We start from the raw sequence: 25,512 nt of genomic DNA, 5'->3' as shown, positions 1-25,512 counted from the left end.
GAGCCTAAATGGTTCATGCCTGGAAGGGAACGTGATGTGAGCGTCACCCCATCGAGGGATCGAACACGCATGCGACTCTGGTCTAGCATGAGAAATCACGAGGGTGGCGTGACAACCGCTCTACCAGGCCTCGGTACCCTCTGACCGGCGACCGAACGCCGGGCCTTTACCCACTGGGCCAGATTTCAAATTCAGCGAGGAGCGAACCGCGTGACCGCCGAAACGTCCGTGCCGTCCAGTGCGCTGCTGACCGCAGACCGTGACGCTTCCAACTACACCGCGCGGCATCTGCTCGTACTCGAAGGACTCGAGGCGGTTCGCAAGCGCCCCGGAATGTACATCGGGTCCACCGACAGCCGCGGCCTCTTGCACTGCCTCTGGGAGATCATCGACAACTCCGTCGACGAGGCCCTCGGCGGGTACTGCGACCACATCGAGGTGATCCTCCACGACGACGGCTCGGTGGAGGTCCGGGACAACGGCCGGGGCATCCCGGTCGACGTCGAGCCCAAGACCGGTCTGTCGGGTGTCGAGGTCGTGATGACCAAGCTGCACGCCGGCGGAAAGTTCGGCGGCGGCTCGTACGCGGCCTCCGGCGGTCTGCACGGCGTGGGCGCCTCGGTGGTGAACGCGCTGTCCGCCCGGCTCGACGTGGAGGTCGACCGGAGCAGCGCCACCCACTCGATCAGCTTCCGCCGCGGCGTCCCGGGCATCTTCACCGAGCAGGGACCCGACAGCCCCTTCGACCCGGGGAACGGGCTGCGCAAGATCAAGCGGGTGCCGAAGGGCCGCACCGGCACGCGCGTGCGGTACTGGGCCGACCGGCAGATCTTCCTCAAGGACGCCAAGCTCTCCCTGGACACGCTCTACCAGCGGGCCCGGCAGACCGCCTTCCTCGTGCCCGGCCTCACCATCGTCGTCCGCGACGAGCGGGGTCTGGAGGGCGAGGGGAAGACCGAGGAGACGTTCCGCTTCGACGGGGGCATCAGCGAGTTCTGCGAGTACCTGGCCCAGGACAAGGCCGTCTGCGACGTCCTCCGCCTGACCGGCCAGGGCACGTTCAAGGAGACCGTCCCGGTCCTCGACGAGCGTGGCCACATGACCCCCACCGAGGTCACCCGCGAGCTCGGGGTCGACATCGCCCTGCGCTGGGGCACGGGCTACGACACCATGCTCAGGTCCTTCGTGAACATCATCGCCACCCCCAAGGGCGGCACCCATGTCACGGGCTTCGAGCGGGCCGTCACCAAGACCATGAACGAGGTGCTGCGCTCCGCCAAGCTGCTGCGCGTCGCCGAGGACGACATCGTCAAGGACGACGCGCTGGAGGGCCTGACCGCGGTCGTGACCGTGCGGCTCGCCGAGCCGCAGTTCGAGGGCCAGACCAAGGAGGTGCTCGGCACCTCGGCGGCGAACCGCATCGTCGCCAATGTGGTCGCCAAGGAGCTCAAGGCGTTCCTGACCTCCACCAGGCGGGACGCCAAGGCCCAGGCGCGCGCTGTCCTCGAGAAGGCCGTCGCCGCCGCCCGGACGCGGATCGCCGCCCGCCAGCACAAGGAGGCGCAGCGCCGCAAGACCGCGCTGGAGACCTCCTCGCTGCCGGCCAAGCTCGCCGACTGCCGCAGCGACGACGTGGAGCGCAGTGAGCTCTTCATCGTCGAGGGAGATTCCGCGCTGGGCACCGCCAAGCTGGCCCGCAACAGCGAGTTCCAGGCGCTTCTGCCGATCCGGGGCAAGATCCTCAACGTTCAGAAGTCGTCCGTCTCGGACATGCTGAAGAACGCCGAGTGCGGCGCGATCATCCAGGTCATAGGGGCTGGCTCCGGCCGGACCTTCGACATCGACGCCGCCCGCTACGGCAAGATCGTGCTCCTGGTCGACGCCGACGTCGACGGCGCGCACATCCGCTGCCTGCTGCTCACGCTCTTCCAGCGCTACATGCGTCCGATGGTCGAGGCCGGGCGGGTCTTCGCCGCCGTGCCGCCGCTGCACCGCATCGAGCTGGTCCAGCCCAAGAAGGGCCAGGACAAGTACGTGTACACGTACTCGGACAACGAGCTGCGGCAGACGCTGCTCGAGTACCAGCGCAAGGGGATCCGCTACAAGGACTCCATCCAGCGCTACAAGGGCCTCGGAGAGATGGACGCCGACCAGCTCGCGGAGACCACGATGGACCCCCGGCACCGGACCCTGCGCCGGATCAACATCGGGGACCTGGAGTCGTCGGAGCAGGTCTTCGATCTGCTCATGGGCAATGACGTGGCCCCGCGCAAGGAGTTCATCACCAGCTCCGCGGCGACGCTGGACCGCTCACGCATCGACGCCTGATCCGGTCCGCCGCTCCGGCGGACGCGGCCCACGCGGGGGTGGAGCCCGAGGCTCCACCCCCGCGGTACGTCTATCTGCACGGTTCCGTCCCGCAGTCCCGGGGCGCCGTCACCTGATGGAGTGAAGAGCGGGGAGAGAAGAGTCCGGGATCTTCCCGCTCTGTCCATCCTTGGGCACGCGGCCGAAACGGTTCGCTGACAAGGAGTTGACGGGTGGAGAAGCCGGAAGGACTCGACGACGCCGCGGTGCGGATCGACGACCCGTGGTACGACGCGCTGGCCGCCGGGTGGGGAGAGGTGGACGGGACCGGCGGGCCCGCCCCCGCCTCCGTACCGCCGCCCGGGCCCGAGCGCCGGGGCGACCGCACCGAGGCCGACATCTATCTGGAAGTGCAGCGGAGTCCCGCGTTCCAGGAAGTCCGCAGCCGTTACCGGCGGTTCGTCGTGCCGGCCGCCCTCGCCTTCCTCATCTGGTATCTGGCGTACGTCGTCGCGGCCACGACCGTTCCCGGGCTGATGGCCCGGCCGGTGGCCGGAGCGGTGAACGTGGCGATGGTGGCGGGGCTCGGGCAGTTCCTCACCACGTTCCTGCTGACCTGGGCCTACGCACGCCACGCACGGCTGCGCCGCGACCGTGCCGCGCTCGAACTGCGCTGGACCGTCTTCGACGAGACGAGGACTCAGGACACCGGGGCGCAGGACGGCAGGGCTCAGGACACCAGGTCGCGGGGCGTCAGGTCGCAGGGCACCGGCAACCAGGAGATGACGCGGGGGACGAAGCGTTGACGGGCCACATCCTGACCTCCCAGCACCAGACGCTGGCACTGCTGCTGTTCAGCGCGTTCATCGCGGTGACCCTGGCGATCACCACCTGGGTGAGTCGCAACCGGCACGGCTCGGCGGAGGAGTTCTACGCGGGCGGACGGCTGTTCTCGCCCATGGAGAACGGATTCGCCATCGCCGGGGACTACATGTCCGCCGCTTCCTTCCTCGGTATCTCCGGACTGATCGCCCTCTTCGGCTACGACGGAATGCTCTACTCGGTCGGCTTCCTCGTGGCCTGGCTGGTCGTCCTGCTGTTCGTCGCCGAACTCGTGCGCAACTGCGGCCGGTTCACCCTCGCCGACGTCGTCGCCGCCCGGATGGCCGAGCGGCCCGTCCGGATCGCCGCGGGAACCTCCTCGGTCACCGTGTCCGTTCTCTATCTGGTGGCGCAGATGGTCGGGGCCGGAAGCCTGGTCGCGCTGCTGCTGGGCGGGACGAGCGAAGCCGCGCGCTCGTGGACCGTCATCGGCGTCGGCGCTCTGATGGTCGTCTATGTGTCGTTGGGAGGGATGCGGGCCACCACCTGGATCCAGATCGTCAAGGCCGTGCTGCTGATGGCGGGCACGATCGTGCTCACCGTGCTCGTGCTCGTCCGCTTCCACGGCGACATCAACCAGTTGCTCACCACCGCCGCCGAACGCAGCGGCCACGGCAGGGACTTCCTAGCCCCCGGCCTCAAGTACGGCGGGGACTGGACCGCGCGCCTGGACTTCATCAGCCTCGGCCTGGCGCTCGTCCTGGGCACCGCCGGACTGCCGCACATCCTGTCCCGCTTCTACACCGTGCCCACCGCGCGGGCCGCCCGCCGCTCGGTCGTCTGGTCCATCGGTCTCATCGGCAGCTTCTATCTGATGACGATCGTGCTCGGCTTCGGCGCGGCGGCGATCGTCGGCACCGCCGAGGTCCGCGCGTCCAGCGCCGCGGGCAACACCGCGGTGCCGCTCCTCGCCCTGGACCTGGGCGGCGGGGCGGGATCGACCGGCGGCACCGTGCTGTTCGCGGTCGTCGCGGCGGTCGCCTTCGCGACGATCCTGGCCGTCGTCGCGGGGATCACGCTGGCCTCGTCCGCCTCGGTGGCGCACGACCTGTACGCCTCGCTGCGACGACGGCGGGCCAAGCCGTACAGCGAGGTGGCCGTCGCCCGGTTCGCCGCGGCCGGTATCGGCGCGGCCGCGATCGGGCTCGGACTGCTCGCCCGCGATCTCAATGTGGCCTTCCTCGTCGGCCTCGCCTTCGCGGTCGCCGCCTCCGCCAACCTGCCCGTACTGCTCTACTCGCTGTTCTGGCGGAACTTCACCACGCGCGGCGCCGTCTGGTCGGTGTACGGAGGGCTGATCCCGGCCATTCTGCTGGTGGTGCTCTCCCCGGTCGTCTCAGGCAGCCCCGAGTCGCTGTTCCCGGGCGTGGACTTCCACGTCTTCCCGCTCCAGAACCCGGGAGCGGTCTCCATCCCGCTCGGCTTCCTGGCGGGATGGATCGGCACGGTCACCTCGCCCGAGCCGCCGGACGCGGCCAAGCACGCCGAAACGGAGGTCCGGGCACTGACGGGCGCGGGGGCGGTGTGATCGCCGGCGGGAGCGGGATCCGGGTGACCGGACCTAGCCGCTCGGTGCCCAGGCGTACCGGTGCTCGGGGCGGCCCGTCTCGCCGTATTTCAGCGAGAGGCGCACCCGACCGGAGCGCTCCAGGAGTTTCAGGTAGCGCTGGGCGGTCTGACGACTCATGCCCGCCCGCTCGGCGATCTCCTGCGCCGACAGCGGCCCGTCGGCGGCGAGCAGGACTCTCCGCACCAGCTCGGCCGTCGTGGGGGAGTGCCCCTTGGGCAGGGCCGTCTCTCCCGAGCCCGCCGACAGGGCGCCGAAGATCCGGTCCACCTCGGCCTGTTCCGCCTCACCGCCGCCGTCCAGGGTGCGCCGCAGCAGCGCGTAAGCCTCCAGCTTGGTGCGCAGTCCGGCGAAGGTGAACGGCTTCACCAGGTACTGCAGCGCGCCCTGGCGCATCGCCGCCTGGACGGTGGCCACATCGCGCGCCGCCGTCACCATGATCACGTCGGTGTGGTGACCGAGCCGCCGCAGCTCGCGGACCACGGCGAGGCCGTTCTCGTCGGGCAGATGGTGGTCCAGGAGCACCAGGTCGACGGGGACCTCGGCGATGAGGGCGAGCGCCTCCGCCGCCGAGTGGGCCCGGCCGACGACCCGGAAGCCCGGGATCTTCGCCACATACGCCGCGTTGATCCGCGCCACCCGGACGTCGTCGTCCACCACCAGTACGTCGATCATCGTGTCTCCGTCACGGGGACGGGCCCCGGCTCGGTCAGGGCCTCGGGCAGGACGACGGTGAATTCGGCGCCCCCTCCCGAGGCCTCGTCCACCCGGACGCTGCCACCTTGGCGCTCGGCCAGCCGCCGCACCATGGCGAGACCCAGACCACGCCTGCCGTGGGAGGGCGGTTCCTTGGTGGTCCAGCCCTCTGTGAAGATCAGCTCACGCGCGTCGGGCGGAATCCCCGGCCCGCTGTCCGCGACCCGCAGCAGTGCCGTGCGCCGCTCCGCGCGCAGCTCGACCTCCACCCGGGCGTCGTCCGAACCGGCCGCCGCGTCCAGCGCGTTGTCGACGAGATTGCCCACGACCGTCACCAGCTCGCGAGGATCCACCAGCCGGTCGGGCAGCAGGGTGCCGGCCGCGATCCGCAGGGACACTCCCCGCTCCGCCGCGACGGTGGCCTTGCCGACCAGCAGCGCGGCGAGCAGCGGATCGTGCACCTTCTCGGTGACCTGCTCGGCGGTCGCCCGGTGCACACCGACCACCTCGGTGACGTACTCCACGGCCTCCTCGTGCATCTCCAGCTCCAGCAGACCCAGGAGGGTGTGCAGGCGGTTGGCGTGCTCATGATCCTGGGCGCGCAGGGCGTCGATGAGTCCGTGCGTCGAGTCCAGCTCACGTCCCAGGCGCTCGAGCTCGGTGCGGTCGCGCAGGGTCGCCACCGCGCCGCCGTCGTCGGTGGGCATCCGGTTGGCGATCAGCACCCGTCTTCCGCGTACGGTCACCAGATCCTCGCCCGTGACCCGGCCGGTCAGCACGTCGGTGGTCCGGCCCTCGCCCAGTACGTCGTCCAGGGCCCGGCCCTGGGCCTCCGGGCCGATGCCCAGCAGCCGCTGCGCCTCGTCGTTCAGCAGCCGGATCCGGCCGGCCCGGTCGAGGGCGACGACGCCCTCCCGGATGCCGTGGAGCATCGCCTCGCGCTCGACGAGGAGCGCCGAGATGTCGGAGAAGGCCAGGTCGTGGGTCTGCTTCTGGAGACGGCGGGAGATCAGATAGGCGGCGAGTGCCCCGACGGCCAGCGCCCCGCCCGCGTAGGCGAGGAGCCCCGGGATGGCTGCCAGGAGCCGGGCGCGCACGCTGTCGTACTCGATCCCGACCGAGACGGCGCCGACGATCGCGCCGTTCCCGTCGCGCAGGGGCACCTTCCCGCGCGCAGAGCGTCCCAGCGTGCCACTGTCGATCTCCATGACCTCCCGGCCGGCGAGCGCCTCGCTGGGGTCGGTCGAGACGATCTTGCCGATCTGGCCGGCGTCCGTGTGGGACCAGCGCACACCGTGCCGGTCCATGATCACGACATACTCGGCTCCGGTCGCCCGCCGGATCCGCTCGGCCTGTGCCTGTACGGGGCCGTCGGTGGCCGGAGGGGAGCCGAGCAGCTCGCCGGCGACCTGCGGGGACGCGGTCGTCTCGGCGATGGCGAGCGCGCGGCGCATCGCCTGGTCGTCGAGCTGCGCGCTGAGCGGTGCCAGGAAGAGGCCCGTGGCCAGCACGGTGACGCCGGTGGCGATGGCCAGCTGCATCAGCAGGACCTGGGAGAAGACGCGCCGCGGCCAGCCGAACCGGCGGCGCCGTTCGGGCGCCCGCGCGGCGGGGTTCGGTGCGGGGCTCATGTGTACGAACGGTAGAGGGCAGAACGTCCTTTATGAAACCTCCGGCGGGAGCGCCCCCTGAGGCGCCTCCCTGCGGTCCGTGAGGCATCGGCCCTCACGCCGAGGGTCGGCGCGATTCGCGGTGACCAGCGGATCGCCGAACCCGGACGGCTCGCTCCGCCCGAGGCGGCGGCCCGGCTGGGTGCGTGACGGGCCCCGCCTATTCTGGAGGGCGCCCTTTTCCGAAGGCGCCACGAAGAGCCGCAAACCGAGAAGGACGCCTCCTTGAGCACGCAGCAGATCCCCGTCGTCGTCCTCGCGGGTTTTCTGGGGTCCGGCAAGACGACGCTGCTCAACCATCTGCTGCGCAGCGCCCGCGGCACCCGGATCGGGGTGATGGTCAACGACTTCGGCTCCATCGGGATCGACGCCATGACCGTGGCCGGACAGGTCGGCTCGACCGTCTCGCTCGGCAACGGCTGTCTGTGCTGCGCCGTCGACACCAGTGAGCTGGACGAGTACCTGCAGATCCTCACCCGGCCCGACGCCCGCCTCGATGTGATCGTGATCGAGGCGAGCGGCCTCGCCGAGCCGCAGGAACTGGTCCGGATGATCCTCGCCAGCGAGAACGACCGGATCGTGTACGGCGGGCTCGTCCAGGTCGTCGACGCCGCCGAGTTCGACGCGACGAGGAAGCGGCACCCGGAGACCGACCGGCACCTGGCCATCGCCGACCTCGTCGTGATCAACAAGAGCGACCGGGTCGACGAGGTGGAGCGCGCGCGGATCCACGCCGAGGTGATGGCGCGGGCCGACCGCGCGGCGGTGATCAGCGCCGCGTACGGACGGATCGACCCCGAGGTGCTTTTCGACCGGGTGGTGCCCGACGGCGAAATCGAGGGCCAGCTCTCCTTCGACGAGCTCCTCGCCGAGGAGGACGGCCACCACGACCATCCGCACGCCGCCTACGAGACGCTCTCGCTGGCCTCGGACGTCCCCCTGCACCCCCGGCGCCTGATGGAGTTCCTCGACTCCCGGCCGGAAGGGCTCTACCGGATCAAGGGCTTCGTCGACTTCGGCGCGGTTGATCCGGCCAACCGGTACGCGGTGCACGCGGTCGGCCGGTTCCTCCGCTTCTACCCCGAGCCCTGGCCCGGTGGCGACGAGCGACTCACCCAGCTCGTCCTCATCGGTTCCGGCATCGACGCCGACGGCCTGCGCGAGACGCTGGCCGGCTGCCGGGTGAACGGACCGCAGGACGCACCCGACGAGCACAGCATGTGGGGCGTCCTGCGATACGTACCGGAGCTCCGGGACGAGCCGGAGGGCGAAGAAGCGCGGGCGTAGCTACGAGGCCGGGCCCGCCAGCACCGCCACCGGGCTGGTCAGCGGCGTCCCCGAGCCGTCCCGGCGCGGGTCGGGCTCCGGCAGCTGCGCCGGAGCGCCGTTCTGCTGCGCCGCCCGGGCCGGGGCCGGCCCCGCCCATGCCAGCACCAGGACGTCCTCACCCTTCAGGAACCGCTGACAGCGCACGCCACCCGTGGCACGGCCCTTGCGGGGGTACTGGTCGAACGGGGTGAGCTTCGCCGTCGTCACCCCGTCGTCCAGCGTCCCGGTCGAGCCCGCGACGGTGAACACCACCGCGTCCGCGGCCGGGTCCACCGCCGTGAACGAGATCACCCCGGCGCCCTCGGCGAGCTTGATCCCCGCCATACCGCCGGCCGGCCGGCCCTGGGGCCGCACCTGGGAGGCCTGGAACCGCAGCAGCTGGGCGTCGGAGGTGATGAAGACCAGGTCCTCCTCGCCCGTACGCAGCTCCATCGCGCCGACGATCCGGTCACCCTCCCTGAGGGAGATGACCTCCAGCTCGTCCTTGTTCGCCGGATAGTCGGGCACCACCCGCTTCACCACGCCCTGGAGCGTGCCGATCGCCAGACCGGGCGAGGACTCGTCGAGCGTGGTCAGACAGACGATCGTCTCGTCCTGCTCGAGCGTGAGGAACTCCGACAGCGGCGCCCCGCCCGACAGGTTCGGGGCGGAGGCGGTGTCCGGGAGCTGCGGCAGGTCGATGACCGACAGGCGCAGCAGCCGCCCGGAGGAGGTGACCGCACCGACGTCGCCGCGCTGGGTGGCCGGCACCGCCGAAACGATCACATCGTGCTTGGTGCGCCTGGCCTCGTCATCGGCCGGGACCTCGGCCGAGGCCGTACGCGCCAGCAGACCCGTCGAGGAGAGCAGCACCCGGCACGGGTCGTCCGCGACCTCCAGAGCGACGGCCGCGACCGGCGAGCCCGCGGACTCGAGCAGGACCGTGCGCCGGTCGGTGCCGAACTTCTTCGCCACCGCGGCCAGTTCGGTCGAGACCAGCTTGCGCAGCTCGGTGTCGGACTCCAGGATCCCGGTCAGCTCGTCGATCTCGCCGTTCAGCCGGTCCCGCTCGCTCTCCAGCTCGATCCGGTCGAACTTGGTGAGCCGGCGCAGCGGGGTGTCCAGGATGTAGACGGTCTGCGTCTCGCTCAGCGAGAACCGGCCCATCAGCCGCTCCCTGGCCTGCGCCGAGTTGTCACTGGAGCGGATCAGCCGGATGACCTCGTCGATGTCGAGGAGGGCGACCAGCAGACCGTCGACCAGGTGCAGCCGGTCGCGCTTCTTGCCGCGGCGGAACTCGCTGCGCCGCCGCACGACCTCGAAGCGGTGGTCGAGATAGACCTCCAGAAGCTCCTTGAGGCCCAGCGTCAGCGGCTGGCCGTCGACCAGCGCCACATTGTTGATACCGAAGGACTCCTCCATCGGCGTCAGCTTGTAGAGCTGCTCCAGGACGGCCTCCGGCACGAAGCCGTTCTTGACCTCGATCACCAGACGCAGGCCGTGGGAGCGGTCGGTGAGGTCCTTGACGTCCGCGATGCCCTGCAGCTTCTTGGCCGAGACCAGGTCCTTGATCTTGGCGATCACCTTCTCCGGGCCGACCGTGAAGGGCAGTTCGGTGACGACCAGGCCCTTGCGGCGCGCCGTGACGTCCTCCACGGTCACGGTCGCGCGGATCTTGAACGAGCCTCGGCCGCTCTCGTAGGCGTCCTTGATCCCGCTCAGGCCGACGATCCGGCCGCCGGTCGGCAGGTCGGGGCCCGGCACGAAGCGCATCAGCGTCTCGAGATCGGCGCCCGGGTGCTTGATCAGATGCCGGGCGGCGGCGATCACCTCGCCCAGGTTGTGCGGAGGCATGTTGGTCGCCATGCCGACCGCGATCCCGGACGCGCCGTTGACCAACAGGTTCGGGTAGGCCGCCGGGAGGGTGACGGGCTCGCGCTCCTGCCCGTCGTAGTTCGGCGTGAAGTCGACCGTGTCCTCGTCGATCGACTCCGTCATCAGCGACGTCGCGTCGGCCATCCGGCACTCGGTGTACCGCATGGCGGCCGGCGGGTCGTCGTTTCCGAGCGAACCGAAGTTGCCGTGGCCGTCGACGAGCGGCAGACGCATCGAGAACGGCTGGGCCATGCGCACCAGCGCGTCGTAGATCGACGCGTCGCCGTGCGGGTGCAGCTTGCCCATGACCTCGCCGACGACCCGGGCGCACTTCACATAGCCGCGCTCCGGCCGCAGCCCCATCTCGTTCATCTGGTAGACGATGCGGCGGTGCACCGGCTTCATGCCGTCGCGTGCGTCCGGCAGGGCCCGGGAGTAGATCACCGAGTACGCGTACTCGAGGAAGGAGCCCTGCATTTCGTCGACGACGTCGATGTCGAGGATCTTCTCCTCGAAGTCGTCGGGCGGCGCGGTCTTCGTGCTGCGGCGGGCCATCGCGGCTGCGGCTCCTTACCAACATGGTTGATCTGACGCGGACCATTGTGGACCGTCCCACTGACAGCCCCGACCGCGACCCGGAAGAGGGACGGTACCCCGGGCCGGGAACTTCGCCAGGCGTCAGTGCGCTTGCATACAGTGGCAGGACTTTTCCATATCGCGATCGAAGGGACGTACATGCCCATGGGTCACACGGCCACAGCTCAGGCCGGCTCCGGCGGCCTGACAGCGACCGAGCACCGCCTGGCCAACGGCCTGCGCGTGGTGCTCTCCGAGGACCACCTGACCCCGGTCGCCGCGGTGTGCCTCTGGTACGACGTCGGCTCGCGCCACGAGGTGGCGGGGCGGACGGGCCTCGCCCACCTCTTCGAGCACCTGATGTTCCAGGGCTCGAAGCAGGTGCAGGGCAATGGTCACTTCGAGCTGGTGCAGGGCGCCGGCGGCTCGCTCAACGGCACCACCAGCTTCGAGCGCACCAACTACTTCGAGACCATGCCGGCCCACCAGCTGGAGCTGGCGCTCTGGCTGGAGGCCGACCGGATGGGCTCGCTGCTGGCGGCCCTGGACGACGAGTCCATGGAGAACCAGCGCGACGTCGTCAAGAACGAGCGCCGCCAGCGGTACGACAACGTGCCCTACGGCACCGCGTTCGAGAAGCTGACCGCCCTCGCGTACCCGGAGGGGCACCCGTACCACCACACCCCGATCGGCTCGATGGCCGACCTGGACGCGGCGACGCTGGAGGACGCGCGGAACTTCTTCCGTACGTACTACGCGCCGAACAACGCGGTGCTGTCGGTCGTCGGAGACATCGACCCGGAGCAGACGCTCGGCTGGATCGAGAAGTACTTCGGCTCCATCCCCTCGCACGACGGCAAGCAGCCGCCGCGCGACGGCACCCTGCCCGAGATCATCGGTGAGCAGCTGCGTGAGGTCGTCGAGGAGGAGGTGCCGGCGCGCGCGCTGATGGCCGCCTACCGGCTGCCGCACGACGGCACGCGCGAGTGCGACGCCGCGGACCTGGCCCTGACCGTGCTTGGCGGCGGCGAGTCGTCCCGGCTGCACAACCGGCTGGTGCGGCGCGACCGGACCGCCGTCGCGGCCGGCTTCGGGCTGCTGCGCCTGGCCGGCGCGCCCTCCCTGGGCTGGCTGGACGTGAAGACGTCCGGGGGTGTCGAGGTGCCGAAGATCGAGTCGGCGGTCGACGAGGAGCTCGCGCGCTTCGCCGCCGAGGGCCCCACGCCCGAGGAGATGGAGCGCGCGCAGGCCCAGTTGGAGCGCGAGTGGCTGGACCGGCTCGGCACGGTCGCGGGCCGCGCCGACGAACTGTGCCGCTTCGCGGTCCTGTTCGGTGACCCGCAACTGGCCCTGAGCGCCGTCCACCGGGTGCTCGACATCACGGCGGAGGAGGTGCAGGCGGTCGCCAAGGCCCGGCTGCGCCCCGACAACAGGGCGGTGCTGGTCTACGAGCCCGTCCAGGCAGACGCAGAGAACGGCGCCGAGACCGCCGAGCAGAGCGACGAGGAAGAGGGAGCGGACCAGTGAGCGACGCTGCCGTGTCTTTGACCAGCATGGACTTCCACCCGCAGCCCCAGCCGGGCACCGCGACGCCGTGGGCCTTCCCGGCTCCGGACCGCGGCCGTCTCGACAACGGCCTGACGGTGCTGCGCTGCCACCGCCCGGGTCAGCAGGTCGTGGCCGTCGAGATCTTCCTCGACGCCCCGCTGGACGCCGAGCCGGAGGGCCTCGACGGCGTCGCGACGATCATGGCGCGCGCCCTGTCGGAGGGCACCGACAAGCACACCGCGGAGGAGTTCGCGGCCGAGCTGGAGCGCTGCGGCGCCACGCTGGACGCCCACGCCGACCACCCGGGTGTCCGGGTCTCGCTCGAAGTCCCGGTCTCCCGGCTGCCGAAGGCGCTCGGCCTGCTCGCCGAGGCGCTGCGCGCGCCCGCCTTCGTCGACACCGAGATCGAGCGTCTCGTACGCAACCGCCTCGACGAGATCCCGCACGAGACGGCCAACCCGGGCCGCCGCGCGGCCAAGCAGCTCTCCAAGGAGCTGTTCCCGGCCTCCTCGCGCATGTCGCGTCCGCGCCAGGGCACCGAGGAGACCGTCGCCGGCATCGACTCGGCCGCCGTACGGGCCTTCTACGAAGCCCATGTCCGGCCCGCCACGGCCACCGCGGTGATCGTCGGCGATCTGACGGACGTCGACCTGGACGCGGTGCTCGCCGACTCCATCGGCGACTGGACCGGGAACACCGCCGAGCCCCGCCCGGTGCCGCCGATCACCGCCGACGACACCGGCCGCGTGGTGATCGTGGACCGTCCCGGCGCTGTACAGACGCAGCTGCTGATCGGCCGCATCGGAGCCGACCGGCACGACCGTGTGTGGCCGGCCCAAGTGCTCGGCACGTACTGCCTCGGCGGGACCCTGACGTCCCGTCTGGACCGGGTCCTTCGCGAGGAGAAGGGCTACACCTACGGAGTGCGGGCCTTCGGGCAGGTGCTGCGCTCGTCCGCTCCCACGTCCCCGGGAGGGGCCACCGGCGCCGCGATGCTCGCGATCAGCGGCTCGGTCGACACCCCCAACACCGGCCCGGCGCTGGACGATCTGTGGAAGGTCCTGCGCAAGCTCGCCGCCGAGGGCCTCACCGACGCCGAGCGCGATGTCGCGGTGCAGAACCTGGTGGGTGTCGCCCCGCTCAAGTACGAGACGGCGGCGTCCGTCGCCGCCACGCTCGCCGACCAGGTCGAGCAGCACCTGCCCGACGACTTCCAGGCGCAGCTGTACGCGCGCCTCGCGGAGACCGGCACGGTGGAGGCGACGGCGGCCGTCGTCAACGCCTTCCCGGTGGACCGTCTGGTGACGGTCCTCGTGGGTGACGCCGCGGAGATCGAGGAGCCCGTCAGGGCGCTCGGCATCGGTGAAGTGACCGTCGTCACCGGCTGATTGACAGCGTCCCGAGGATCGGGGACCCCGACGTCACGTTACGTCGGGGTCCTCCCTTTTGTCTGGATTGGGAGGGAAGCGGAGTGTATGGCATGTGGCGTGCACTACAAAACAGCGTGTCTGTTTGGTGATTGAAAGACGATCCGCTTAGCGTCATGGGCGCTGTCCGCCAGTTGCACCCGCCGCACCCGCGGCATCGGGCAGCCATCGCCGAGTCCCCGTCAGGCGCGAGCCTGGGGAGCCGGGGACCCAATCAGTCCCTGGGGTGAATCGGACGCCTTCGCGCCTCGCGTGCGGAGGGGCCCGTAGGAGACCTTCCTGCTCCGAACCCGTCAGCTAACCCGGTAGGCGAGAAGGAAGGAAAGGATCAGCCACTACATGGCGTTCACCCGTGCCACCGGGAAGCACCGTGCCCCGAGCCGCCTGACCCGCCGAAGCGCGCACGTCGCCGGAGTCGCGGCGCTCGCCACCACCGGCGTCATCGGATCACTCGCCTCCCCGGCGCTCGCCGCCGACACGGAGCCCCTCCCCGTGGACACCGGCCTCACCCAGGTCGTCGTCGCCGACTCGCTCGCCGACCGCATCAACGCGCAGGCCGCCGCCCAGGAGCGCGAGGCCGTGGAGGCCATAGCCAAGGCGAAGGCGGAGGCCAGGGCCCGTGCCGAGGCCAAGCGCAAGGCCGAGGCCCGCGCCAAGGAGATCCGTGAGGCCAAGGAGCGCGCCGCCCGTGAGGCCGAGCGCAAGCTCCTCAACTCCTACCGTCTCCCGATCGCCGGCTCGTTCGTCACCACCGGCTACAAGACCGGCGGCTCGCTCTGGTCCTCGGGCAGTCACTCCGGCGTCGACTTCCGGGCCGCCTCCGGCACCAAGGTCGTGGCCGTCGGCTCCGGCACCGTCGTGGAGGCCGGCTGGGGCGGCGCGTACGGCAACAACATCGTGATCCGGATGAAGGACGGCACGTACACGCAGTACGGCCACCTCTCGTCGATCGGTGTCTCGGTCGGCCAGTCCGTCACCCCGGGCCAGCAGATCGGCCTCTCCGGCTCGACGGGCAACTCCACCGGCCCGCACCTGCACTTCGAGGCCCGGACGAGCCCGGAGTACGGCTCCGACATCGACCCGATCGCCTACCTGCGCTCCAAGGGCGTCAACGTCTGACCCCGACCGACCGCTTCTCGCGCCCCGCGCGTCCCGAAGGCCCCGGCTCCTCGCGAGCCGGGGCCTTCGGCGTACCGGGAGCCCACCGTGCCGGGTTCTGGCCAAAAGATATCCATGGATTTCCGGCAGCCATCGGAAATCCCGCCCAGCTGCAATACAGTTCACTAACAGTGAGTTCACGAACAGGCATCAGTCGGATGGGTTTAGCGCGGATTAAGGCGGAGGTTGAACATGCGCATTCCCGCGCATTCGGTATGCACGGCGATCCGCGACGACATCGTCGCGGGTGTCTTCGGACGCGGCAGCCGGCTGACCGAGGAACAGCTCGCGCGCCGCTACGGAGTCTCGCGCGTCCCGGTCCGCGAGGCCCTGCGCACCCTGGAGTCCGAGGGCTTCGTCGTCACCCGCCGCCACGCCGGCGCCTGTGTCGCCGAGCCGAGTGACCGGGAGGCCGCCGACCTTCTGGAGATCCGTGCGCTGCTGGAGCCGATGGGGGCCGCACGCGCCGCCGAGCGCCGCACCGAGGCCCACCTCAAGGTGCTGCGCGGCCTGGTCAGGCTGGGTCAGGAGCGGGCCAGGCGCGGCCAGGGCGAGGATCTGCGCTCGCTGGGCGGCTGGTTCCACGAGACGCTGGCCCAGGCGTCCGGCAGCCCCGGGCTCACCGCGCTGCTCACCCAGCTGCGACACAAGATCGCCTGGATGTACGCGGTCGAGCTCCCGGCGGAGCCGGTCGAGGCCTGGGCCGAGCACGGCGCGATCGTCGACGCCGTGGCGCGCGGCGACGCGGAGCGGGCCCGGGCGCTGACCGCGCTGCACGCCGAGCGTTCGGCTCCCATGCACCGGTTGCGCGGCCCTGTGAGAACCTCGCAACACGCAGTAAACACGGCGAGCGCCCGCAATTAACAAACGCGCCGTATACAAAGAACGAGGAAATGGGGGGCGTTAATTCTGCTGCCCGCCGACGGGGAATGGAGGCGGCGAAAAGCAGAAGAGCCGCACTGCCGGGAGAATTCCCGGGCAGTGCGGCTCCGCCGCAATTCGAAATGCCGCCGAGCGCGCCCGCGCCCCGATGGTTCAGACGGTCTCGGGGAGCTCGTCGAGACCCTCGGCGACCAGCTTCGCCAGACGGTCCAGGGCCACCTCGGCGCCCTCGGCGTCCGACGCGAGCAGGATCTCCTCGCCACCCTGGGCACCAAGACCGAGCACCGCCAGCATGGACGCGGCGTTGACCGGGTTGCCGTCGGCCTTGGCGATCGTCACGGGGACGCCGGAGGCCGTGGCGGCACGGACGAAGATGGACGCGGGGCGGGCGTGCAGGCCCTCGGCCCAGCCGACGTTGACGCGACGCTCTGCCATGGTGTTGCCCTTCGAGTCTTAGCCAGTCTCAGCGGTTGTCTAGACCAGTCTCTCATGTGCCGCGGGGTGCTCGTGCCGAGCGCCGGCCGGGGGTGGCGACGGCGCGCCCTTCTCGGATCGCCGCGTTCCTGCGCCTCCGGGATCGGTGCCTCCACCGTACGCTTGGCCCCATGCAGACCCCGTCGGATCAGCCGGAACACGCCTATCCCGATCACTGGGAAGCCGATGTCGTGCTGCGCGACGGGGGCACCGCCCGCATCCGGCCGATCACGGCGGACGACGCCGAGCGGCTGGTCAGTTTCTACGAGCAGGTCTCGCCGGAGTCGAAGTACTACCGCTTCTTCGCGCCCTACCCCCGGCTCTCCGCCAAGGACGTCCACCGCTTCACCCACCACGACTTCGTCGACCGGGTGGGTCTGGCGGCCACCGTCGGCGGCGAGTTCATCGCGACCGTCCGCTACGACCGGATCAACGAACAGGGCCTGCCCGCGAGTGCGCCCGCCGACGAGGCCGAGGTCGCCTTCCTCGTCCAGGACGCGCACCAGGGCAGGGGAGTCGCCTCCGCGCTTCTCGAACACATCGCCGCCGTGGCGCGGGAGCGCGACATCAGGCGGTTCGCCGCGGAGGTGCTGCCCGCCAACTCGAAGATGATCAAGGTGTTCACGGACGCCGGGTACACCCAGAAGCGGAGCTTCGAGGACGGAGCCGTACGCCTCCACCTGGACCTGGAGCCCACCGACCGCTCGCTCGCCGTGCAGCGCGCCCGCGAGCAGCGCGCCGAGGCACGGTCCGTGCAGCGACTCCTCGCCCCCGGCTCCATCGCCGTCATCGGCACCGGCCGCGCGCCCGGCGGGGTCGGCCGCGCGGTCCTGCGCAACCTCCTCGAAGCCGGCTACACCGGACGGACCTACGCCGTGAACACGGCCTTCCCCGAGGGCCGCAGCGAGATCGACGGCGTGCCCGCCTACCGCTCGGTCGGCGACATCGTCGCCGACATCGGTGAGCCGGTCGACCTGGCGATCGTCGCCGTCCCCGCCACGCGCGTCCCGCAGGCCGCCGCCGACTGCGGAGAGCACGGGGTACGCGGCCTGGTCGTCCTGTCGGCCGGGTACGCGGAGAGCGGCGCCGAGGGCCGGGAGCGCCAGCGGGAACTGGTGCGCCAGGCCCGCTCCTACGGAATGCGGATCATCGGTCCCAACGCCTTCGGGATCATCAACACCGCGCCGGACGTACGGATGAACGCCTCGCTGGCCCCGCAGTCTCCGGCGGCCGGGCGCATCGGCCTGTTCACCCAGTCCGGCGCGATCGGCATCGCCCTGCTGGCCGGGCTGCACCGGCGCGGCGCGGGACTCTCCTCCTTCATCTCGGCCGGCAACCGCGCGGACGTCTCCGGGAACGATCTGCTCCAGCACTGGTACGACGACCCCGACACCGATGTGGTCCTCCTCTACCTCGAATCGATCGGCAACCCGCGCAAGTTCACCCGGCTCGCGCGGCGCACAGCCGCCGTCAAGCCCGTCGTGGTGGTCAAGGGCGCGCGGCACAGCGGCAGCGCGCCCCCCGGGCACGCCGTGCCGATCACCCGCATCCCGCACACCACCGTCGCCGCCCTGCTGCGCCAGGCGGGCGTCATCCGCGTCGACACGGTCACCGAACTCGTCGACGCCGGTCTCCTCCTCGCGGGCCAGCCGCTCCCCGCGGGCCCCAGGGTCGCCATCCTCGGCAACTCCGAATCGCTGGGCCTGCTCACCTATGACGCCTGTCTGACCGAGGGGCTGCGCCCGCTGCACCCGCTGCACCCGCGCGACCTGACGACGGGGGCCACACCCGACGACTTCCGCGCCGCGCTCGCCGAGGCGCTGGCCGACAGCGCGTGCGACGCGGTCGTGGTGACCGCGATCCCCTGGGTCGGCGAGAACGGCGTCACCGAATCGGGCGACGGCGAAGTCCTCGCCGAAGCCCTCCGTGCGGCGGCGGCGACCTCCCCTGCGAAGCCCGTCGTCGTCGTTCATGTCGAGATGGGTGAACTGGCGGAGGCCCTGGCGGCGGCGGCGAGCACCGCCCCTGGCGCCCCCTCCGCCCCGCCCCGCCCTCCCGCACCTTCCACGCCACCCGCCCCGGCGGCGCCCACCGCCGCCTCCGCCCCGACGGCGCCGCCCTCCACCGACTCCTCCGCGCCGCCGGCCGATGGGGGAGAGAGGACGCCGCGCAGCGCCCGCATCCCGGCCTACCCCGCAGCCGAGCGCGCCGTCCGCGCACTCGCCGAAGCCGTCAAGTACGGACAGTGGCGCCGCCAGATCGCGGAACCGGGACGGGTGCCCGAGTACGACGGCATCGACGAGGCCGGGGCCGCCGCGCAGATCGCGCGGACCCTCGGGGACGAACCGCCCGAGCGCGGGGTCACCCTCACCGCGGAGGCCGCCCACGAACTGCTGGGCCGGTACGGAATCCAGGTGCTGCCCACCCTTCCCGCGCCCACCCCCGACACCGCCGTCGCGGCCGCCGCCCGGCTCGGCTTCCCGGTCGCCCTGAAGACCACCGCCCCGCACCTGCGCCACCGCCCCGACCTCGGCGGCGTACGCCTCGACCTCGCCACCGAGGAACAACTGCGCACCGCCTACGGCGAGCTGACCGAGACCCTCGGCAAGCCCGAGGAGCTCCAGCCCGTCGTCCAGGCCATGGTCCCGCGCGGCGTCGACACCGTCGTCCGCGCGGCGATCGATCCCGCCGTCGGGGCCGTCCTCTCCTTCGGCCTCGCCGGCGCCGCGTCCGAGCTGCTCGGCGACACCGCCCACCGGCTCGTCCCCGCCACCGACCGGGACGTCGCCGAACAGATCCGTTCCCTGCGCACGGCCCCGCTCCTCTTCGGCTGGCGCGGCTCGGCGCCGGTCGACACGGCCGCCCTCGAAGAACTCCTGCTGCGCGTGTCGCGACTGGTCGACGACCACCCCGAGATCATCACCGTCGGTCTGGAGCCGGTGGTCGTCGCCCCGCGCGGCCTGTCCGTACTCGGCGCGACCGTCCGCCTCGCCCCACCGCCCGCCCGGACCGACATCGGCCCGCGCAGCCTCCCCAGCTACTGAGGGCAGCCGGGGGCCCGTGGCCCCGTAGGATGGAGTCCATGGCGAAGACCGGTACGACGACCCAGGGGCTGCGCGCGGCGATCGAGCGCAGCGGCTATTACCCGGCCCTCGTGGCCGAGGCGGTGGAGGCCGCCGTCGGCGGCGAGCCGATCGCGTCGTACCTGGTGCACCAGGAGACCACGTTCGACGCCAACGAGGTCCGCCGCCATGTGACCGTGCTCGTCCTGACGGCCAACCGGTTCATCGTCAGCCACACCGACGAGCAGAACGCCGACACCACTTCCCCGACGCCGTACGCCACCACCTCCACCGAATCGGTCAAGCTCGACCGGATCTCGTCGGTCGTGGTCAGCCGGGTCGTCGCCAACCCGGAGTCGTACACCCCGGGCACCCTGCCCCGTGAGGTCGTCCTCACCATCGGGTGGGGCGCCGTCTCGCGGATCGACCTGGAGCCCGCCGCCTGCGGCGACCCCAACTGCGACGCGGACCACGGCTACACCGGCAACTCCACCGCGGACGACCTGAGCCTGCGGGTCAGCGAGGCCGGTGACGGCCCGGACACCGTCCGCCAGACGCTCGCCTTCGCCCAGGCACTCTCCGAGGCCACCGCGGCCACGGCCGCCCCGGCAACCGGAGTCACCCGCTGATGGCTCAGCCCTCCGCCGTGACGTCCGGCTGGCCGGACGACCCCGTTCCCCTCGCCCTGGACACCGCCCCGGTGCCCGAGTACTCCTTCGGTTCGCTCGGTGACCTGCTGCCGACGATCGTCGCGGGCCAGGGTGTTCCCGGCTTCGACGCGCGGATCCGCGAACTGACGCCGGCCGACCGGAACTGCGTGTTCCTGATCGACGGTCTCGGCTGGGAACAGATCAAGGCCCACCCCGACGAGGCGCCCTACCTCACCTCCCTCCTCGGCAGCTCCCGGGGCGGCACCGGGCGCCCCATCACCGCGGGCTTCCCCGCCACCACCGCGACCTCCCTCGCCTCGGTCGGCACGGGACGGTTCCCCGGCACCCACGGCCTTCCCGGCTACACGGTCCGCGACCCCGGGACCGGCGAGCTGATGAACCAGCTCCGCTGGCGGCCATGGACCCCGCCGAAGGTGTGGCAGCCGTACCCCACGGTGTTCGAGCTGGCCGACGCGGCCGGCGTGTACACGGCCCAGGTCTCGTCCCCGGCCTTCCGGGACACGCCCCTCACCAAGGTCGCGCTGACTGGCGGAACGTTTCATGGGCGGCTCACCGGCGAGGAGCGCATGGACCTCGCCGCCGAGCAACTCGCCGCCGGGGACCGGTCGCTGGTCTACACGTACTACAGCGAGCTGGACGGCGCGGGACACCGCTTCGGCGTCGACTCGGACGCCTGGCGCGGACAGCTGATGTTCGTCGACCGGCTCGTCGAGCGCCTCGCCGAGCAGCTCCCGCCCCGCTCCGCGCTCTATGTCACCGCCGACCACGGCATGATCGACATCCCCTTCGACGAGCGGTCGCGGATCGACTTCGACGAGGACTGGGAACTTCGGGCCGGCGTCGCCCTGCTGGGCGGCGAGGGCCGGGCCCGCCATGTCTATGCCGTGCCCGGTGCCGAGAACGACGTCCTGACCTGCTGGCGCGAGGTGCTCGGCGAGCAGTTCTGGGTGGCGAGCCGCGACGAGGCGATCTCGCTCGGCTGGTTCGGTGACGAGGTCGACGAGCGGGTCTACGGCAGGATCGGCGATGTCGTCGCCGCCGCCTGCGACGACGTCGTGATCACCGCCTCCGTCAATGAGCCGCACGAGTCGGCGATGGTCGGGGTGCACGGCTCGATGACCGCCGTCGAGCAGTTGGTGCCCCTGCTCGAAGTACGCTCGTAACCCTTCCCTCACCGATCCGCGGGCACCGCCGGCCCGATCCGCGACAGACCCGAAAGGTCCTCACCCTCCCATGCCCGAGCTGGTGTTCTTCTCCGGAACGATGGACTGCGGAAAGAGCACCCTCGCTCTGCAAATCGAGCACAACCGGTCCGCCCGGGGACTGCAGGGCATGATCTTCACCAGGGACGACCGAGCGGGTGAGGGCAAGCTCTCCTCCCGCCTCGGCCTGGTCACCGACGCCGTCGAGGCCGCCGAGGGCTTCGACTTCTACGCGTACCTCGTCGACCGGCTCTCCAAGGGCGGGCGCTGCGACTACGTCATCGCGGACGAGGCGCAGTTCCTCGCCCCCGAACAGATCGACCAGCTCGCCCGGGTCGTCGACGACCTCGATCTCGACGTCTTCGCCTTCGGCATCACGACCGACTTCCGCTCCAAGCTCTTCCCGGGCTCCCAGCGGCTCGTCGAACTGGCCGACCGGGTCGAGGTCCTCCAGGTCGAGGCCCTGTGCTGGTGCGGCGCCCGCGCCACCCACAACGCGCGGACCGTCGGCGGCCGGATGGTCCTCGAGGGCGCGCAGGTCGTCGTCGGCGATGTCAACGGCGTCGACGAGATCGGCTACGAAGTGCTCTGCCGCCGCCACCACCGGCGCCGGATGACCGCGGCGACCGCCCATGCGGCGGCCCTCTCTCCGGATGTCCTGCCGGTCGAGGACTCCGCGCCGCTCAGCGGGCGGCCGACCGTACGATCGTGAACACCGCCCCCTCCGGGTCGGCGACGGTGGCCAGCCGGCCACTGGTGCCCTCCCGGGGCGGCCGCAGCACCTGACCGCCGAGATCGGTGATCAGCCGGGCGGTGGCGTCGGTGTCGGCGACCTCGAAGTACGTCATCCAGTGGGCGCCCCGGCCGTGCGGAGGGGCGTTGCCGACGCCGTGCAGGGAGGCCACCGGGCGCCCCTTCACGTGCAACGTCACATAGTCGAAGTCGGCCGAGACGACCGGCTCGCTCTCGTAGCCGAAGACGGTCTCGTAGAACTTGGCGACCATCGAGGTCTCCGGCGTCAGAAGTTCGTTCCAGGCCGGGGCGCCGGGGACGCCTCCCACCGCCGCACCGGCGTGCGCGGCGGCCTGCCACACGCCGAAGACCGCCCCGCCCGGATCGGAGCAGATGGCGAGCCGCCCCGCGTCCTCCGCGTCCAGCGGTCCGACCGCCACCGTCCCTCCGCAGCCCCGGATCGCCTCCGCCGTCTCGTCGGCGTCGTCCGTCGCGAGATACGGGGTCCAGGCGATCGGCAGATGCCGGTCCGCCGGCAGCCGTCCGATACCGGCGACCTCATTGCCGTCGAGGAGGGCGCGGACGTACGGTCCCAGCTGCTGCGGCCCGGGGCGGAACTCCCATCCGAACAGTCGCGCGTAGAAATCCTGGGTCGAGTCAAGGCCGTGCACCATCAGACTCACCCAGCAGGGCGTGCCGGGCGTGCGCCGAGTCACCTCGGTCATCGTCACACTCTCCTCGGACCATGTGGTGGCCGTGCGCGGGGACTGGTGTGCGCCGCCGTCGTGCGGGACGGGTGCGCGCCCCGGCGCCCTGGCGGCGCGGGGAATTCCCACGTCCAGATCGTTCCACCACCCGGCACCGAGCGCTCCCCGGCCGCGCCGCTTTTGGCGCGATACCGCCGGGAGGACGCCCGGATTTTCGGCGTCCCATCCGTTTCGCCGTCGTTACGGCCAGACAGGCGTGGTCGCCCCGGTCCACCACTGCGGGAGGATGGCACCCATGAACCCCATCATCACCGCAGACGAACTCGCAGGCGAGTCGGCAGGGGCGTATCCTCCGGTGCTCCTTGACGTCCGCTGGCAGCTGTCCATGGCCAAGGCCGCCGGAGCCGCCCCGTTCGACGGGCGCGCCGCCTACGAAGCGGGGCACATTCCCGGTGCCGTCTACATCGACCTCGACGCCGAACTCGCCGGGCCGCCCGGAGCGGGCGGGCGGCACCCCCTGCCGGACCTCGTCGCGTTCGGCGCGGTGATGCGACGGGCCGGCGTCCGAGCCGGTACCCCGGTCGTCGCGTACGACGGCGGCCAGGGGTGGGCCGCGGCGCGCGCCTGGTGGCTGCTGCGCTGGACGGGGCACGCGTCGGTACGGGTCCTCGACGGGGGCCTCGCGGCCTGGTCCGGTCCCCTCTCGACGGAGATTCCTTCTCCCGAGGAGGGCGACTTCCAGCCGGTACCCGACCCGGCGGTCCTGCTCGACGCGGACGGGGCCGCAGCGCTGGCCCGCAGGGGGCTGCTGCTCGACGCGCGGGCGGGGGAGCGCTACCGGGGCGATGTGGAGCCGCTCGACCGGGTCGGCGGGCACATTCCGGGCGCGGTCTCGGCACCGACGACGGAGAACGTCGAGGCGGACGGCCGATTCCGCCCGGCCGCCGAACTCGCCGAACGCTTCAAGGGCCTGGGCGCGGCCGGCAGCGAGATCGGCGTCTACTGCGGCTCGGGCGTCTCCGGCGCCCACGAGGTCCTGGCCCTGGAGATCGCGGGCTTCCCGGCGGCGCTGTACGCGGGCTCCTGGTCGGAGTGGTCGAGCGACGAGTCCCGCCCGGTGGCGACGGGGCCGGACCCGCAGTAGTGGCGGGGCGGCCGGTGTGACGTAGCGCGTGTGTCCGCCGGAGTCGGGTCCGCAGTAGTGGCGGGGTGGCAGGTGTGACGTAGCGCGTCTGTCCGCCGGGGTCGGGACCGAAGTCGTGGCGGGGCGGCGGCATCCCATGGCACGCGCGACCGGGCGGCGTGCACGGTGGCATGGCGTACGCGGGGGCTGTCCCGCCCACCCCCACGCCGAAGGCCGGTGCCGCCATGGCACCGGCCCTCTCCCAGCGGGCGGACTCGTCGGCCCGTTACTCCTGCTTCTTGCGGCGCGTGCCGAAGACGATCTCGTCCCAGCTCGGGACGGCCGCCCTGCGGCCCGGGCGGACGCCGTCCGCCTCCGCCTGGCGGTCGGTGGTGCCGGTCAGACGATCCCGGTGGCCGCTCACCGCACGCGGCATGAGCACATCGGCGTACGCCGCGCCCGCGCCGGCCGAGGCCGCGGGCGGCTCCTCCGCCTCGGGCTCCTGGTCCGGTTCCGGCACCGGCTCGATCGCGGCCGGGCGGTCCGGTACCACCATGTCGCCCCGGAAGCTCGGCACCGCCTCCAGAAGACTGGTCAGCGAATCCCGCTCGCTGCCCGTGCTCTCCTCCGCCTCCGCGGCGGGCGCGACAGGTGTCGGCCGCTCCAGCTGACGGTCGAGGGCACGGTCCAGCGGCCGGTCCCTGGGCAGCCGGGCGATCCGCGGTACGAACGGAAAGCTGGGCTCCGGAGCGACCGCGACGGTGTCGTCGGTCTCGCCGATCAGTGCCCGCGCCTCGTCGTCGACGGCCTGGACGAGCCGCCGCGGCGGGTCGTACGTCCAGCTCGCCGTGTGCACCTCGCCGGCCACCCGGTAGACGAGCAGGACTTCCCAGGTGCCGTCGTCACGACGCCAGGAGTCCCACTGCACGGTGTCCTTCTCGGCGCCGCGCAGCAGCAGCCGCTCCTGGACCGCCTCGCCGAGCTGCGGGCCCGTGTTCTCGCCGGGCCTGCGCACCGGTGTCTTGCGGGCACGCTCGGCCATGAAGGCGCGCTCGGCGAGTACGGGCCCCTCGAAGCGCCGGACACGGTCGACGGGGATACCGGCGAGCTGGGCGACTTCTTCCGCGGAGGCCCCAGCACGTATCCGCGCCTGGATGTCGCGCGGCCGGAGGTGGCTCTCCACCTCGATCTCGATCTGGCCGAGGCGCGCGCGGTCGTTGCGCACGGCGGCCCGCAGCCGCTCATCGATCGGAAGCGTGTACTCCGTGCTGTCAGCAGCCTTCAGCACCAGTCGTGTGCCGTCGTTGGAGACGGCCACGACACGCAGTTCGGGCATGGGGACCTCCCGGGTGGTGCCTGCCGACGTCACGTGCGTCGCTGCTTCCGCTAGTCGAGTGTGGCCTGCCCGGGTGCAGCCTGCCACAACATTGCCGAGTTGCCCGGCGTGTCGGGCATGGGCCCTGGAACGCCGTTATGGCACGGTTACCTATTTGCGACACAGAGTGACGGGATCGTCACTCTGCGCAGCAGGCGCCCGTGCGTTGCCGCGGCGCCGCCGGTTCGAGTGCCACTTTCGGCCCCCTTCCGCCGGTTCCGGACCCCCACGCAGGAGCCGGACCCAGGGCTCGCCACAGTACTCCATTCG

Annotated in this window: 19 protein-coding genes and 1 riboswitch; of the genes, 13 read left to right on the top strand and 6 right to left on the bottom strand. The window is 71.5% G+C overall.

What is annotated here, in order from left to right; genetic code table 11:
* The first annotated feature begins 210 nt into the window (after positions 1–210).
* From ACZ7J0_RS04585 to ACZ7J0_RS04575, 3 genes are all read left to right on the top strand, one after another.
* Entirely contained in the window at positions 211–2,328 is a 2,118-nt protein-coding gene (locus tag ACZ7J0_RS04585; protein ID WP_470883892.1) for a DNA gyrase/topoisomerase IV subunit B, read from the top strand.
* A gap of 212 nt (positions 2,329–2,540) precedes the next feature.
* Positions 2,541–3,113 carry a DUF485 domain-containing protein gene (locus ACZ7J0_RS04580; protein ID WP_470883890.1) on the top strand — a complete coding sequence of 191 codons (573 nt, stop codon included), beginning with the start codon at positions 2,541–2,543 and terminating at the stop codon, positions 3,111–3,113.
* 11 nt (positions 3,114–3,124) lie between these two features.
* Positions 3,125–4,717, top strand: coding sequence for a solute symporter family protein (locus tag ACZ7J0_RS04575; RefSeq protein WP_470884130.1), 1,593 nt, complete (start codon positions 3,125–3,127; stop codon positions 4,715–4,717).
* Between the two features lie 33 nt (positions 4,718–4,750).
* On the opposite strand, the gene ACZ7J0_RS04570 is transcribed toward ACZ7J0_RS04575, so the two are convergent.
* Entirely contained in the window at positions 4,751–5,431 is a 681-nt protein-coding gene (locus ACZ7J0_RS04570) for a response regulator (RefSeq protein ID WP_470883888.1), read from the bottom strand.
* Positions 5,428–7,083, bottom strand: a complete 1,656-nt coding sequence (locus ACZ7J0_RS04565) for an ATP-binding protein (protein WP_470883886.1) — start codon at positions 7,081–7,083, stop codon at positions 5,428–5,430. The genes ACZ7J0_RS04570 and ACZ7J0_RS04565 overlap by 4 nt, the downstream gene beginning before the upstream one ends.
* Before the next feature lie 264 nt (positions 7,084–7,347).
* Between ACZ7J0_RS04565 and ACZ7J0_RS04560 the strand changes: the two genes are divergently transcribed.
* Positions 7,348–8,409, top strand: coding sequence for a CobW family GTP-binding protein (locus ACZ7J0_RS04560; protein ID WP_470883884.1), 1,062 nt, complete (start codon positions 7,348–7,350; stop codon positions 8,407–8,409).
* On the opposite strand, the gene ACZ7J0_RS04555 is transcribed toward ACZ7J0_RS04560, so the two are convergent.
* Positions 8,410–10,860, bottom strand: coding sequence for a DNA gyrase/topoisomerase IV subunit A (locus tag ACZ7J0_RS04555; protein WP_470883882.1), 2,451 nt, complete (start codon positions 10,858–10,860; stop codon positions 8,410–8,412).
* Between the two features lie 180 nt (positions 10,861–11,040).
* Between ACZ7J0_RS04555 and ACZ7J0_RS04550 the strand changes: the two genes are divergently transcribed.
* The 4 genes from ACZ7J0_RS04550 (at position 11,041) to ACZ7J0_RS04535 (ending at position 15,878) form a co-directional block, all read left to right on the top strand.
* Positions 11,041–12,408 carry a M16 family metallopeptidase gene (locus ACZ7J0_RS04550; protein WP_470883880.1) on the top strand — a complete coding sequence of 456 codons (1,368 nt, stop codon included), beginning with the start codon at positions 11,041–11,043 and terminating at the stop codon, positions 12,406–12,408.
* Positions 12,409–12,434: 26 nt separating this feature from the next.
* A complete protein-coding gene (locus ACZ7J0_RS04545; RefSeq protein ID WP_470884129.1) occupies positions 12,435–13,817 on the top strand; it encodes a M16 family metallopeptidase in 1,383 nt (460 codons plus the stop codon).
* Positions 13,818–14,015: 198 nt separating this feature from the next.
* Positions 14,016–14,182, top strand: a riboswitch (cyclic di-AMP (ydaO/yuaA leader).
* Between the two features lie 13 nt (positions 14,183–14,195).
* A complete protein-coding gene (locus ACZ7J0_RS04540) occupies positions 14,196–14,975 on the top strand; it encodes a M23 family metallopeptidase (RefSeq protein ID WP_470883878.1) in 780 nt (259 codons plus the stop codon).
* Between the two features lie 231 nt (positions 14,976–15,206).
* Positions 15,207–15,878 carry a GntR family transcriptional regulator gene (locus tag ACZ7J0_RS04535; protein ID WP_470883876.1) on the top strand — a complete coding sequence of 224 codons (672 nt, stop codon included), beginning with the start codon at positions 15,207–15,209 and terminating at the stop codon, positions 15,876–15,878.
* Between the two features lie 171 nt (positions 15,879–16,049).
* Here ACZ7J0_RS04535 and ACZ7J0_RS04530 read toward each other — a convergent pair whose 3' ends face one another.
* Positions 16,050–16,331 (bottom strand): HPr family phosphocarrier protein, encoded by a 282-nt coding sequence (locus ACZ7J0_RS04530; protein WP_019889997.1) that lies wholly within the window; start codon positions 16,329–16,331, stop codon positions 16,050–16,052.
* A gap of 170 nt (positions 16,332–16,501) precedes the next feature.
* Between ACZ7J0_RS04530 and ACZ7J0_RS04525 the strand changes: the two genes are divergently transcribed.
* The 4 genes from ACZ7J0_RS04525 (at position 16,502) to ACZ7J0_RS04510 (ending at position 22,017) form a co-directional block, all read left to right on the top strand.
* Positions 16,502–19,414 (top strand): bifunctional acetate--CoA ligase family protein/GNAT family N-acetyltransferase, encoded by a 2,913-nt coding sequence (locus ACZ7J0_RS04525; RefSeq protein ID WP_470883874.1) that lies wholly within the window; start codon positions 16,502–16,504, stop codon positions 19,412–19,414.
* Positions 19,415–19,452: 38 nt separating this feature from the next.
* The gene (locus ACZ7J0_RS04520) at positions 19,453–20,061 is read left to right on the top strand and encodes a DUF5998 family protein (protein ID WP_469120901.1); all 609 of its coding nucleotides are present in this window, start codon (positions 19,453–19,455) and stop codon (positions 20,059–20,061) included.
* Positions 20,061–21,266 (top strand): alkaline phosphatase family protein, encoded by a 1,206-nt coding sequence (locus tag ACZ7J0_RS04515; protein WP_470883871.1) that lies wholly within the window; start codon positions 20,061–20,063, stop codon positions 21,264–21,266. The genes ACZ7J0_RS04520 and ACZ7J0_RS04515 overlap by 1 nt, the downstream gene beginning before the upstream one ends.
* A 70-nt stretch (positions 21,267–21,336) precedes the next feature.
* Positions 21,337–22,017 (top strand): thymidine kinase, encoded by a 681-nt coding sequence (locus ACZ7J0_RS04510; RefSeq protein ID WP_470883869.1) that lies wholly within the window; start codon positions 21,337–21,339, stop codon positions 22,015–22,017.
* On the opposite strand, the gene ACZ7J0_RS04505 is transcribed toward ACZ7J0_RS04510, so the two are convergent.
* Positions 21,989–22,762 carry a VOC family protein gene (locus ACZ7J0_RS04505; protein ID WP_470883868.1) on the bottom strand — a complete coding sequence of 258 codons (774 nt, stop codon included), beginning with the start codon at positions 22,760–22,762 and terminating at the stop codon, positions 21,989–21,991. The two genes, ACZ7J0_RS04510 and ACZ7J0_RS04505, sit on opposite strands and share 29 nt — an antisense overlap.
* Positions 22,763–23,039: 277 nt before the next feature.
* On the opposite strand from ACZ7J0_RS04505, the gene ACZ7J0_RS04500 reads away from it, so the two are divergent.
* Positions 23,040–23,888: a sulfurtransferase gene (locus ACZ7J0_RS04500; RefSeq protein WP_470883866.1), complete on the top strand. Its 849-nt coding sequence runs from the start codon at positions 23,040–23,042 to the stop codon at positions 23,886–23,888.
* A gap of 265 nt (positions 23,889–24,153) precedes the next feature.
* Here ACZ7J0_RS04500 and sepH read toward each other — a convergent pair whose 3' ends face one another.
* Positions 24,154–25,203 carry a septation protein SepH gene (gene sepH / locus ACZ7J0_RS04495; RefSeq protein WP_468704531.1) on the bottom strand — a complete coding sequence of 350 codons (1,050 nt, stop codon included), beginning with the start codon at positions 25,201–25,203 and terminating at the stop codon, positions 24,154–24,156.
* Between the last annotated feature and the right edge of the window lie 309 nt (positions 25,204–25,512).

It is taken from the genome of Streptomyces sp. NPDC038280, from assembly GCF_055600045.1.
The sequence above is the reverse complement of the archived record's forward strand: the minus strand, read 5'-3'. Positions and strand labels throughout refer to the sequence as shown.

Excerpts from the sequence above, each read along its gene's own strand:
- sepH (WP_468704531.1), bottom strand. The coding sequence starts at position 25,203 with ATGCCCGAACTGCGTGTCGTGGCCGTCTCCAACGACGGCACACGACTG.
- ACZ7J0_RS04515 (WP_470883871.1), top strand. The coding sequence starts at position 20,061 with ATGGCTCAGCCCTCCGCCGTGACGTCCGGCTGGCCGGACGACCCCGTT.
- ACZ7J0_RS04545 (WP_470884129.1), top strand. The coding sequence starts at position 12,435 with ATGGACTTCCACCCGCAGCCCCAGCCGGGCACCGCGACGCCGTGGGCC.
- ACZ7J0_RS04565 (WP_470883886.1), bottom strand. The coding sequence starts at position 7,083 with ATGAGCCCCGCACCGAACCCCGCCGCGCGGGCGCCCGAACGGCGCCGC.
- ACZ7J0_RS04520 (WP_469120901.1), top strand. The coding sequence starts at position 19,453 with ATGGCGAAGACCGGTACGACGACCCAGGGGCTGCGCGCGGCGATCGAG.
- ACZ7J0_RS04550 (WP_470883880.1), top strand. The coding sequence starts at position 11,041 with ATGCCCATGGGTCACACGGCCACAGCTCAGGCCGGCTCCGGCGGCCTG.
- ACZ7J0_RS04555 (WP_470883882.1), bottom strand. The coding sequence starts at position 10,860 with ATGGCCCGCCGCAGCACGAAGACCGCGCCGCCCGACGACTTCGAGGAG.
- ACZ7J0_RS04505 (WP_470883868.1), bottom strand. The coding sequence starts at position 22,762 with ATGACCGAGGTGACTCGGCGCACGCCCGGCACGCCCTGCTGGGTGAGT.
- ACZ7J0_RS04525 (WP_470883874.1), top strand. The coding sequence starts at position 16,502 with ATGCAGACCCCGTCGGATCAGCCGGAACACGCCTATCCCGATCACTGG.
- ACZ7J0_RS04530 (WP_019889997.1), bottom strand. The coding sequence starts at position 16,331 with ATGGCAGAGCGTCGCGTCAACGTCGGCTGGGCCGAGGGCCTGCACGCC.
- ACZ7J0_RS04570 (WP_470883888.1), bottom strand. The coding sequence starts at position 5,431 with ATGATCGACGTACTGGTGGTGGACGACGACGTCCGGGTGGCGCGGATC.
- ACZ7J0_RS04535 (WP_470883876.1), top strand. The coding sequence starts at position 15,207 with ATGCGCATTCCCGCGCATTCGGTATGCACGGCGATCCGCGACGACATC.
- ACZ7J0_RS04500 (WP_470883866.1), top strand. The coding sequence starts at position 23,040 with ATGAACCCCATCATCACCGCAGACGAACTCGCAGGCGAGTCGGCAGGG.
- ACZ7J0_RS04510 (WP_470883869.1), top strand. The coding sequence starts at position 21,337 with ATGCCCGAGCTGGTGTTCTTCTCCGGAACGATGGACTGCGGAAAGAGC.
- ACZ7J0_RS04540 (WP_470883878.1), top strand. The coding sequence starts at position 14,196 with ATGGCGTTCACCCGTGCCACCGGGAAGCACCGTGCCCCGAGCCGCCTG.